Source organism: Janthinobacterium sp. SUN026, from assembly GCF_030397625.1.
Lineage (GTDB): Bacteria > Pseudomonadota > Gammaproteobacteria > Burkholderiales > Burkholderiaceae_D > Janthinobacterium > Janthinobacterium kumbetense.
Map to the genome: position 1 here is coordinate 57,163 of NZ_JAPQNU010000003.1, position 11,298 is coordinate 68,460.

The 11,298-nt window shown below is 66.8% G+C and carries 11 protein-coding genes; 8 read left to right on the forward strand and 3 right to left on the reverse strand.

Annotation, left to right across the window (positions count from 1 at the left end):
- Window positions 1–347: 347 nt before the first annotated feature.
- Together OX459_RS14980 and OX459_RS14985 are read left to right on the forward strand one after the other, a co-directional pair.
- The gene (locus tag OX459_RS14980) at window positions 348–1,256 is read left to right on the forward strand and encodes a histidine kinase (RefSeq protein ID WP_289905638.1); all 909 of its coding nucleotides are present in this window, start codon (window positions 348–350) and stop codon (window positions 1,254–1,256) included.
- Window positions 1,253–1,930 carry a response regulator transcription factor gene (locus tag OX459_RS14985; RefSeq protein ID WP_289905639.1) on the forward strand — a complete coding sequence of 226 codons (678 nt, stop codon included), beginning with the start codon at window positions 1,253–1,255 and terminating at the stop codon, window positions 1,928–1,930. Before OX459_RS14980 ends, OX459_RS14985 begins: the two co-directional genes overlap by 4 nt.
- Here OX459_RS14985 and OX459_RS14990 read toward each other — a convergent pair.
- Window positions 1,927–4,428 carry a TonB-dependent receptor gene (locus OX459_RS14990; RefSeq protein ID WP_289905640.1) on the reverse strand — a complete coding sequence of 834 codons (2,502 nt, stop codon included), beginning with the start codon at window positions 4,426–4,428 and terminating at the stop codon, window positions 1,927–1,929. The two genes, OX459_RS14985 and OX459_RS14990, sit on opposite strands and share 4 nt — an antisense overlap.
- 93 nt (window positions 4,429–4,521) lie before the next feature.
- The gene (locus tag OX459_RS14995; protein WP_070217690.1) at window positions 4,522–4,983 is read right to left on the reverse strand and encodes an Lrp/AsnC family transcriptional regulator; all 462 of its coding nucleotides are present in this window, start codon (window positions 4,981–4,983) and stop codon (window positions 4,522–4,524) included.
- Between the two features lie 99 nt (window positions 4,984–5,082).
- On the opposite strand from OX459_RS14995, the gene ilvB reads away from it, so the two are divergent.
- On the forward strand, window positions 5,083–6,840 hold the full coding sequence (gene ilvB / locus OX459_RS15000) for a biosynthetic-type acetolactate synthase large subunit (RefSeq protein ID WP_289905641.1): 1,758 nt from the start codon (window positions 5,083–5,085) through the stop codon (window positions 6,838–6,840).
- 10 nt (window positions 6,841–6,850) lie between these two features.
- Here the strand turns inward: ilvB and OX459_RS15005 are convergent, their stop codons facing one another.
- On the reverse strand, window positions 6,851–7,708 hold the full coding sequence (locus OX459_RS15005; protein WP_289905642.1) for a helix-turn-helix domain-containing protein: 858 nt from the start codon (window positions 7,706–7,708) through the stop codon (window positions 6,851–6,853).
- 113 nt (window positions 7,709–7,821) lie between these two features.
- Between OX459_RS15005 and OX459_RS15010 the strand changes: the two genes are divergently transcribed.
- From OX459_RS15010 to bamE, 5 genes are all read left to right on the forward strand, one after another.
- Window positions 7,822–9,261 (forward strand): cytochrome P450, encoded by a 1,440-nt coding sequence (locus tag OX459_RS15010; protein ID WP_289905643.1) that lies wholly within the window; start codon window positions 7,822–7,824, stop codon window positions 9,259–9,261.
- Window positions 9,262–9,296: 35 nt separating this feature from the next.
- On the forward strand, window positions 9,297–9,758 hold the full coding sequence (locus OX459_RS15015) for a GNAT family N-acetyltransferase (RefSeq protein ID WP_289905644.1): 462 nt from the start codon (window positions 9,297–9,299) through the stop codon (window positions 9,756–9,758).
- Window positions 9,755–10,114 (forward strand): nucleotide pyrophosphohydrolase, encoded by a 360-nt coding sequence (locus tag OX459_RS15020; protein WP_289905645.1) that lies wholly within the window; start codon window positions 9,755–9,757, stop codon window positions 10,112–10,114. Before OX459_RS15015 ends, OX459_RS15020 begins: the two co-directional genes overlap by 4 nt.
- A gap of 62 nt (window positions 10,115–10,176) precedes the next feature.
- Window positions 10,177–10,965, forward strand: coding sequence for a hypothetical protein (locus OX459_RS15025; RefSeq protein WP_289905646.1), 789 nt, complete (start codon window positions 10,177–10,179; stop codon window positions 10,963–10,965).
- Window positions 10,962–11,270, forward strand: a complete 309-nt coding sequence (bamE, locus tag OX459_RS15030) for an outer membrane protein assembly factor BamE (RefSeq protein WP_289905647.1) — start codon at window positions 10,962–10,964, stop codon at window positions 11,268–11,270. The genes OX459_RS15025 and bamE overlap by 4 nt, the downstream gene beginning before the upstream one ends.
- Window positions 11,271–11,298: the final 28 nt, after the last annotated feature.

Sequence of the window (11,298 nt, forward strand, 5' to 3'; positions counted from 1 at the left end):
TCGCATAAAACAAATATCATATTTTTAATATCATTTATTTATTTTTTATCTAACTCCGCGAAACTTTGTTTTGTTTTATCTATGAAAGTTTGAGGAATCTCAACGTTACATTTGAACAACAAGAGCGCGCACTGCAGACGCGTACGCCAGCGGGCCGGCCTGACTTCGGATAAGCTCGAAAACCGCGCCTGCCGCGTCGTCCTCCCCCGTCACATCGCGGTACACCTGTTCCATCCTGGAACACTTGCCTGTTCCCTCCGCCCCGCATGAGCGGCCCCTCGCGCCCTTGCACCGATGGCATGAAGCTTGCACAACAAGAAGATCGACCGTGCTCAGGGAGCAGCATCATGGAACACCATCAATTTGGCGCCCAGGCAAGCGCGCACGCCCGGCCGCGCCGGACCGTCCTGCTGTGCTGTGCGCTGGCGCTGGCTTTTTTCCTGCTGGCCGCCAGGCTGGACCTGGCCGAACGGCTGACGCAGTCGCTCTGGCGCCAGGAACATTGGCAACTCGATGAACTGGCCCTGAGCCTCCTGGTGCTGGTGCTGGCGCTGGCCGGTTTTGCCGTGCGGCGCGGCCGCCAGGTGGCGCTGCTGCTGGCGCAAAACCGCGCCCTCACGCAGCGCCTGCTGCGCGCGCAGGAAGAGGAGCGCTGCGCGCTGGCGCGCGAGCTGCACGATGAAGTGGGACAGGACTGCACGGCCATCCGCGCCGCCGCCAGCTACATCCTGCGCGCGCGCGAGGGCGACCAGGCAAACGTGCAGGCGTGCGCCGCCAGCATCGCCCGCTCGTCGGAAGCGCTGCACGCGATGGTGCGCACGATGCTGCGCCGGCTGCGCCCGCCCGTGCTCGACAGCCTGGGCCTGGAAGCAGCGCTGCAGGCGCTGTGCGACAGCTGGACCCAGCAGCACGGCATCGCCTGCCATTTCGCGGCGCACGCCATCCCCGCCGGCCTCGACGACAGCACCGCCACCGCCATCTACCGCCTGGTGCAGGAAGGCTTGACGAACGTGGCGCGCCACGCGGGCGCCGACCAGGCCACGGTGGAATTGCGCGCCGATGCGCACGGCTTGCTGCACCTGGCCATCGAAGACAATGGCCGGGGTTTGCGCCAGGACAAGACGCCAGCAGACGGTTTCGGCATGCTGGGCATGCGCGAGCGCGTGGCGGGCTTGCGCGGCCACATCCGCTGGATCAGCGCGCTGGGCAACGGCTTGCGCATCGAAGTGGCCCTGGCGGCACGGTGCGCGGCATGAACGCCATGAACGCCATGCACAGCGGCATGCGGCCGATCCGCGTGATGCTGGTGGACGACCACCCCGTGGTGCGCACGGGCTACCGGCGCCTGCTGGAACAGGGCGGTGACATCGCCGTCGTGGCCGAGGCGGGCAATGGCGAAACGGCGTATGGCTTGTACCAGGAGCACGCGCCCGACGTCTGCGTGACGGATTTGTCCATGCCCGGCATCGGCGGCCTGGAATTGCTGCGCAAGCTGCTCGCGCGCGACGCGGGCGCCCGCGTGCTGGTGTTTACCATGCACGACACGCCGCAGCTGATCGCGCGCGCGTTTGACGGCGGCGCCTGCGGCTTCGTCAGCAAGCAGGCCGACCCGGAACACCTGGTCGACGCCGTGCGTGCCGCCCACGCGGGCCGGCGCTACCTGGACCCGCACAGCGCGCCCGGCCTGCTGCAAGGCACGGCCAACATGGAAGCGGACCGCTTGAGCAGCCTGAGCCAGCGTGAATTCGAAATCTTCCGCCTGCTGGCCGAAGGCCGCAGCGCCGCCGACTGCGCCCGCCTGCTGCACGTCAGCAGCAAGACGGTGGCCAACCACCAGACTTGCATCAAGGAAAAGCTCAACGTACCCGGCCCCGCCGCGTTGGTGCACCTGGCCCTGCGCAATGGCATCATCGAGCAGGTCCATCCTTAAAACGCATAGCGCACGCCCACGTTCACGCTGCGCGGCGCGCCGGCCGCATAAAACGTCGCATTGACCATCGGATAGTCGCCGTTCACGGCGGGCAGCGGGCGGGCGGCGAAATTGCCGTTGGCATCGAAACCCGTCACGCCCAGCTGGGCCGCCGTCGCATATTTCCGGTCGAACAGGTTATTCACCTGGGCAAACACGCTGAGTCGTGGCGTCAACTGGTACTTGCCGTTCAATTCCACCACGGCATAGCCGCCGCTCTTGCCCGCGCCCAGGTACGACGTTCCTCCCGCCTGGTGCGCATTGTTTTCATTGCCGCGCGCATAGGCGCTGGAGACGGCCGTCATGGCCAGGCCCACCGTCCAGTCGCGTCCGCCCTGAATATCCACATGCGCCTTCAGGATATGGCTCGGCGTCAAGGGAATGCGCTTGCCGGGCGTGATGACGATATTGCCTTCCAGGCCGGGCGCGTCCGCATCGCTGCTGCTGTTGGCGCTGCCGTTGACGAACTCCCGGCTTTGATACGTCGCCTGCAGCCACGTGTAGTTGACGCCGAAGTCCAGCATGCCCGCCTTGCCATCAAGCGCCAGCTCCACGCCCTGGTGGCGCGTCTTGCCGAAATTCTTGAAATAGCCAAACCCCGCCTGGTTGTCGGCCACGAACAGGATATCGTCGTGATTTTCCGCGCGGAACACGCCGGCGCTCCAGCGGGCCACCTCGCCCCACTGGCCGCGCACGCCCGCTTCCCACGTCTTCGTGATGACCTGCTTTAATGGCGGGTCGCCGGCCATGGCGTTGGGCAGGCGGCACGGGTTTTCCGGGTCGGCGCAACCGAGCTCGATGGCCGTCGGCGTACGGCTGCCTTCGTTGTAGCCGAGATAGGCGCTCACGCCTGCGGCCGGCGCATACGCCAGGCCGATGGCAGGATTGAAGCGGCTGAAACGGTGGTTGCCATCGAGCGAACCGCTGCCGCCGCCGGGCGTGATGGCGTCGCGGTTGCGCACGGTGCTGCGGTTGTAGCGGCCGGAGACGGTCAAGGTCATATCTTGATTCAACGCAATGCTGTCGCTCGCATACACGCTCCACGTGCGCATGCGCCCGCTCAAGTCGACCCGGTTGTCGACGGGCGTGCCGTCGTCATCGATTTCCGTGCCGTCGGCAAAGAAGTTCACAGGCGTGATGCTGCGGTCCGGATTCAGGTAGCCGAACTGGCTCGTCTGGCGGAACGTGGCGTGGCTGGCGTCGAAGGCGGCACCGGCCGTGACGCTGTGGCGCATGGCGGCCACGTCGGCCAGCGCGGTGAACTGGCCCGAAAATCCATAGTTTTCCTGCCGCGTATGGCTACGGTTGAGCATGCCATTGCATTTTTCGGCCGGCTCGTCGTTCAGCAGCACGTTGGCGATGCAGCGCCACTTCGGAAATGGCGTATTGGCCGCGTTCGCGCCGCTGGCGGGAAAGCCCGTGTAGCCGGCCGCCGCCAGGGCCGCCCGCTCGGCCGCTCCCGGCTGGTAGACGGACTGGTCGAGCGACTCGTCGTTCAAGTCGCCATTGAACGTGTGCGTGTCGATCTTGCGGTAGTACACATTGCCGGACAACAGCAAGGCCGCGCCGGCCTGGTGCTTGCCCGTCAGGTTCAACAGGGTCGATTTGTTTTCCGTCAAATCCGGCTTGGTATACACGCTGCGGTAATCGCGCGCCAGCAGGCGCTGTTCCTGCAAGCCGTTGCCCGTCAGCGCATTGTCCGCATGGGCCACGGTAACGGCGATGTCCGTGCGCGCATCGCTCCAGCCCAGCTTGCCAAACAGCTGGCGCACGTCGGACGGCGAATCGTCGCGCCAGCCGTCTTCCTTGAAGCGGTTGCCCGTCACATACCAGTGCCAGCCCTGCGCATTGCTGCCGCCATGCTCGACCTCGACGGCGCGCCGTTTGTCGGAACCCAGGCGCGCTTCGATGGCGGTGCCGGGGCTGCTGCGGCCATCCTTGGTTTGCAGGGCCAGCGCGCCGCCCAGGGTATTCAAGCCGAACAGGGGATTCGAGCCGGGCATCAGGGTCAGCGACTCGATGGCCATGCGCGGGATCAAGTCCCAGCTGACGACGTCGCCGAACGGCTGGTTCAGCCGCATGCCGTCCAGGTACACGGACAACCCTTGCGGCGTGCCCAGCAGGGGCGACGCCGTGTAGCCGCGGTAGCTGACGTCGGGCTGGAACGGGTTGTTCTGTACCTCGTTCACGTAGACGCTGCCCAGGTTGCGGCGCAGGAAGGCGGAGATGTCGAGCGCGCCGCTGCGGGCGATCTGCTGCGCGCTGGCCGTCTGCACGGGCGCGGCCAGGGTATCGCGCGGCTGGTCCACGGTGGGCAGCGGCATGCTGCCCGTGATGATGACGGTGGGCAAGTCACCCGAGGCGGCCAGGCTCGCGGCCAGGCTGGCGTCAGCGGCAAGGTCGGCGGCCTGCGCCTGGCACAGCGCCATGGCGGCGGCGGCCAATAAAGTCAGTTTCATGCGTATCCCCAGTTTTATCGTGGTTTTTATTGCGTCCAGTATCGGACAGCCACCATCGGGGAACTAGGGAAAAACTCCCGCCGTGCGGGGGAACTAGCGTTGCAAGGGCAGGTAACTCTGTTTGAGCTGGCGCAACACGAAACTGGATTTGCTGTGGCGGATGCCGGGAATTTTATATAAACGCTCGCGCAGCAGGCGTTCATAGTCGCGCGTGTCGCTCACGGCGATGCGCAGGTAGTAATCGTAGTCGCCGGAGACGAGGAACGCTTCCAGCACTTCCGGGATCATGGCCAGCGCGTGGCCGAATTCGAACAGGGCCTGATCGGAATGGTCGTCCAGCGTCACTTGCACGATGACGGTGTCGGCCAGCCCCACCTTGGCCGCGTTGACGTTCACCGTGTAGCCTTCGATGACGCCATCGTCTTCCATGCGCTTGATGCGCGCCCAGCATGGCGACGAGGTCAGGCCCACCTTGGCGCTCAGGTCGTGCAGACTGATGCGGGCATCCTGCTGCAGGGCCGTCAGGATGGCGAGGTCGAATTTATCCAGTTTCATTCTGTCATATCCTTATTTCACAGCAAATTTTACTGAATATCGCATTCTATACGAGAAAACCAGCAGCCTTTTCTGCCGCATCAGGCAGAAAATAAGGCCATGAAACCCGATCCCGCTCCCCTCCTCGCTCCCGCCGCCGATCTTGCGCCGCGCAACGGCGCCAGCACCCTGATCGACACCCTGCTGGCCCTGGGCGTCGACACCGTCTTCGGCTACCCGGGCGGCGCCGTGCTGCCCCTGTACGACGCGCTGCACGCGCAGCCCCGCTTGCGCCACGTGCTGGTGCGCCACGAACAGGCGGCCGTGCACGCGGCCGAAGGCTATGCGCGCAGCACGGGCCGGCCTGGCGTCGTCTTCGTCACGTCCGGCCCCGGCATGAGCAATACCACCACGGGCTTGCTCGACGCCCTGTGCGATTCGGTGCCCGTCATCTGCATCAGCGGCCAGGTGGCCAGCACCAGCATCGGCACCAACGCCTTCCAGGAATGCGACGCGCTGGGCATTTCGCGCCCCGTCACCAAGTGGAACCGGCAAATCCGCGCGGCCGAGGAAACGGCCGCCGTCGTGCACGAAGCATTTATCCAAGCCACGCAGGGCCGGCCCGGCCCCGTGCTGGTCGATTTTCCCAAGGATCTGCAGCTGGCGCCCGTCACGCAGCACGCGCCGCTGCCGCCCGCAGCCACAGCGGCCGCGCCCCTGCCGCAGCCCGCCGACCTGGAACGGGCCGCCAGCCTGATCGCCGGCGCGCGCCAGCCCGTGTTCTATGGCGGTGGCGGCCTCGTCAATTCCGGCCTGGATGCCTGCGCCGCCTTCCAGCAATTGGTGAAACTGGCCGCCGCGCCGTGCACCCTGACCTTATTGGGCCTGGGCGCCTTTCCCGCCTCGCACCCGGCCTTCCTCGGCATGCTGGGCATGCACGGCACCCTGGAAGCGAACCTGGCCATGCACCATGCGGATTTGATCGTCTGCGTCGGCGCCCGCTTCGACGACCGGGTCACGGGCCGCCTGGATGCGTTTTGTCCTGGCGCAAAGGTCATCCACATCGACATCGACCCGGCGTCCATACACAAGGTGGTGCACGCCGACGTGGCCTTGCGCGGCGATTGCGCGCCCGTATTGGCCGCCTTGCTGGCGCAGCTGCGCGGACGCCTGCTGGCGGACCGCCAGCCGTGGTGGCAGCGCATCGACGGCTGGCGCGCCCAGGACAGCCTGGCGTTCGACGATACGCCGGAGGTGATCGCGCCGCAGGCGCTGATGCGGCGGCTGCAGGCGGCGCTGGACAGCAGCGATGGCGGCGACGCCATCGTTTCCACCGACGTGGGCCAGCACCAGATGTGGGCGGCGCAGCACTTGCGCTTCGAGCAGCCGCGCCGCTGGCTCACCTCGGGCGGTGCCGGCACCATGGGCTATGGCTTGCCGGCCGCCATCGGCGCGCAGATCGCCCATCCGGGCAAGCGCGTCGTGTGCGTCAGCGGCGATGCGTCGATCTTGATGAATATCCAGGAACTGGCCACGGCCGTGCAGCACCGCCTGCCCGTGAAAGTGGTGTTGTCGAACAATGGCTACATGGGCATGGTGCGTCAGTGGCAGGAACTCATCCATGGCGGGCGCTACAGCCACAGCTACACGGAAGCGCTGCCCGATTTCGTCGCCCTGGCGCGCGCGTTCGGCTGGCAGGCGCACACGGTGAGCCGGCGCGAGGAACTCGACGCGGCACTGGCGGCCTGCCTCGCATCCGAGGGCCCGTACTTCCTCGACGTGCGCGTGCATGGCGCGGAAAACTGCTTCCCCATGATGGCACCCGGCGCGGGGCACCATGAAGTGACCTTGCGCAAAGGCGTCGTCTATACCGGGTAACAAATCCTGCTCAACTCCACACCCTGTATATCCAGTAGCTTTCATCGTCGCGCATGGCACGCGCCAGCTCGGTGGGGCTCAAGCCCGTGATTTCGCGCGTCTCGCGGCAAAAATGGGCCTGGTCGGCGTAACCGCCGCTGGCGGCGACGTCGGACCAGGACGCCGTGCCCTGCAGGATGGCGCCGCGCTCGTCGAGAAACAGCTGTTCCGCGCGGCGCATGCGGCGCAAGGTGCGCATGGGCTGGCCGGCCCAGGCCTTGATGCGGCGCTCGATATTGCGCGCGCTGCTGGCCAGGCCCGTCGATGCCGCCTGCACGGCCAGGCGGCGCACCCAGTCCTGCACGGCGCCGGCCGGATGGTCGCCGCTCTTGCGCGCCAGCGCCCAGCGCGGCGCGAGAAAATCCTCCACCAGCCTGACGCGGACCGCATCGCCGGGCGCCGCCAGCACGGCGTCCGACAGGGCCAGCCAGTCCCCATCGAACAGCGCGTCGAGCGGGCGGAACTGGTCCAGCAAGCCATCCATCGAGACGCCCGTCAACGCATGCAGGGCGGCCGGGTAAAACATCACCACAAACGTATGCACGGGGCCGGGGTTGTAGCTGACCAGCGGATACGAACGGGGGCCGCCGAACAGCGCGGGCGGCATGCGCACGTCCCGCAGCGACAGGCCCGGCGCTGCCGCTTCCACGTCGCCCGCGACGGTCCAGACGATGCTGCACATGGGCGCGGCGGGAAAGCGGTTCAGGCGCTGCGCCGGCGGCAGCGGCGCGCAGCCCGTGGTGTCGCGCACGAGGAAGGCGCGCACGCAGGAAGCGAGCGCCGTGCGCGGCGCGATCAGGCGGGTCAGGGGCGTAGGGGCGGCAGGCATGGCGACGATTGTACCGGCAATTTCCGGCCGCGCCCGATGTCGTATTCGTTCAAGACGCGGACGCGCAAGCGCGCTACAGTGAAGTCATTGTCGCCATCCACCAGGAGTACGCCATGCCCCCGCTCGACCACGCCGCCGCGCCCGCCACCACGGTCCTGCGCCAGATTCGCCGCCTGCCGGGGCCATTCGCCCTGCCCATCGTCGGCAACAGCCTGCAGATCAAGCTCACGCGCATCCACCGCGACGTGGAAGAGTGGGTGCAACGCTACGGCCCCTACCTGCGCGTCTGGTTCGGCCGCACCCTGGTGCTGGTGGTGGCCGACAGCGAGGCTGTCGGCGCCGTGCTGCGCGACCGGCCCGACGGCTTTCGCCGCCCCCTGAGCAGCTCCATCGTTTCCGAGGAAATGGGCGGCATCCCCGGCCTGTTCCTGGCCGAGGGCACGGAATGGCGCAACCAGCGCCGCATGGTCATGGCCGGCATGGCGCCCGGCGCCGTCAAGGCCTACTTCCCGGCGCTGGCGACGGTGGCGCAGCGCCTGCGGCGGCGCTGGCATCTTGCCGCCACGCAAGGCCAGGCGATCGACCTCGATGGCGACCTGAAACGCTACACGGTCGACATCATCGCCGGCCTCGCCTTCGGCACCGAGGTCAATACGCTGGAAGCGGGCGAAGACGTGATCCAGCGCCACATGGACGCCATCCTGCCCGCCGTGGCGCGGCGCAGCCTGTCCATGTTCCCGTACTGGCGCTACGTCAAGCTGCCCGTCGACCGCCGCCTGGACCGCGACGTGGCGGCCCTGTCCGCCGCCGTGGCCGACCTGGTGCAGCAGGCGCGCACGCGCATGGCGCGCGACCCGGCACGGCGCGAGCGTCCGCCCAACCTGCTCGAAGCGATGATCGCCGCCGCCGACGAAAAGGACAGCGGCGTGAACGACCGCGCCGTGGCCGGCAATGTGCTGACCATGCTGCTGGCGGGCGAGGATACGACGGCCAATACGCTGTCCTGGATGATTTACCTGTTGCAACGCCATCCACACACCCTGGCGCGGGCGCGCGAGGAAGTACGGCGCCTGGCGCCCGACGCGGCCCGCTTCACGATCGAGCAGATGGATAGCCTCGACTACCTGGGCGCCTGCGCCAGCGAAGCCATGCGCCTGAAGCCGGTGGCGCCCTTCCTGCCCGTCGAGGCGCTGCGCGACACGGTCATCGCCGATATCGCCGTGCCGGCCGGCACCCTCGTGTGGTGCGTGATGCGCCACGACACGGTGTCCGATGCGCACTTTCCCGACGCGCAAGCCTTCCAGCCCGAACGCTGGCTGGCCGAAGGGGGCGAGGCGAACAACAGGCGCGCCGCCATGCCCTTCGGTGCCGGCTTGCGCACGTGTCCGGGCCGCTACCTGGCCTTGTTGGAGATCAAGATCGCCATGGCCATGCTGCTGGGCAGCTTCGACATCGCCGGCGTCGACACGCCCGATGGCGGCGAGGCGCAGGAACTGATGGGTTTTGTGATGTCGCCCATCGGCTTGACGATGCGCCTGGCGCGGCCGCAGTGATACCATGGGGGAAGTCCCATTCATACGACCTCCCCATGACCATCCGCCTGGAATCGCCGCAGCAAGCCGACGTGCAAACCCTGATCGCCGAGCTTGATGCATATCAACAGACCCTGTATCCGGCCGAGTGCGTCTACTCGCTGGACCTGGCGTCCGTGCCGTCCGATACCCTGCTGTTTGCCGTCGCCCGCGATGCGGCCGGCACGGCACGGGCCTGCGGCGCCATCGTCGTCACGCCCGCTTTCGGCGAGCTCAAGCGCATGTACGTGCACCCTGACAGCCGGGGACTGGGCCTGGCGAAACGCTTGCTGGCCTTGCTGGAAGAGCAGGCGCTGGCGCGCGGCTGCCGCTTGCTGACCCTGGAAACGGGCATCCACCAGCCCGAGGCGATCGCCCTGTACGCGCGCCACGGCTACCAGCGGCGCGGACCGTATGGCGACTATCCCGACGACCCATTCAGTGTCTTCATGGAAAAACCGCTGCAGGCGGCCGCATGAGCGCGCCCAGCGACAGCTTGCTCGACATCCGCACGCGCCTGCGCGCCTTTGCCGACGAGCGCGACTGGGACCAGTTCCACACGCCGAAAAACCTGGCCATGGCCCTGTCCGTGGAAGTGGCGGAACTGGTGGAACATTACCAGTGGCTGGCCACGGGCGCGGATAGCGAACTGGACGAGGCGAAGCGCACGGGCATCCGCCACGAACTGGCCGACGTGCTGATGTACCTGGTGCGCCTGGCCGACAAGAGCGGCGTCGACCTGCACGCGGCCGTGCTGGAAAAGATGCAACTGAACGCACAGAAATACCCGGCACAGCAGGTGCGCGGCGACGCACGCAAATACAGCGAGTACTGATAGCGAGTACAGACACGCCCACCCGTGCGTGGCGGATGCGCAAAAAGGCGTAGCATTCAGGCATGCGTATTTATCGATTACTGCTGATCATAGGCTTGCTCCATGGACCTATTGCGCTGGCGCAAACCGCGCCCGTGCCGCAGGTGAAGGTGGACGCCACGCGCGACCCCGTCGACAAGTCCTACCGCAAGATGCTGCAGGGCGTGGACCGCTTCGAGCGCGACCATGCGCTGGCGCCGCAGGCCGTGCTGCGCTTCCGCTTGCTGCCGCGCCAGCCCGGCGTGGACATGGCCGGTGTGCAGCTGCGCATCGCCGGCGACACGGTCAGCATCCCCTTGCCCTTGGCCGAAGACAACAGCTTTGCCCCCGTGCGCAATGCGCAAGCGGCGCGTGAAGACGCCGTGCTGCTGGCCAACCGCAAGGCCAGCACCATGAGCTGGCGCGCGCAAGTCATCACGCCCGGCTTGCCGCCCGGCACGCGGCGCCTGGGCGACCTGCGCCTGGAATGCCGCGCCGGCATGGATTCCGGCCTGATCTCGAACGACCCGCAAATCATCGCCTGGCTGTCCAGCATGCTCTACAGCACAGATAAAGTGTGTTCCGAGCCGGACGGCAATTATCTGTTCTTCACGGACCGTCCCCTGTTCGGCGTGACCCTCGTGCATGGCGAGCGCCGCCTGGCGCTGCCGTTCACCATGCTGTACGCGGGCGGCGAGCAAACGCCCGCCTCGCTGCCCTATTGCGATTGCCAGGTCTTGCTTGACCGCACGTATTACGCGCCCTTGTGGGATAGCAACTGGCCGGACGACACCCTGCTGGAATTTATTTATATGGACGAGGTGGCGCCATGAAGTGGCTGTCGCTGATCTTGTTGACGCTGCTGGCCGCCTGCTCCGGCACGCGCGCCTTGCAAGCAAGCAAGAATGTGCCCTACACCACCCTGGAACAGACGGTGCAAGTGGGCAGCAGCACGCGCGAACAGGTGCGCGCCGCGCTGGGCGACAGCACGTCCATCCGTTTCGACAGCGGCAAGGAAGTGTGGATGTACACCTATCCGGCGGCCTCGGGCGCGCAGGGGGAATATGTGATTCTGTTTGGCGGGGATGGGGTGGTGAAGCAGGTGCGCAGCGGCGAGGTGTACCGGGTACGGAAGTGATTCCCGCCAGCATGGCGCTGGCGGGAGT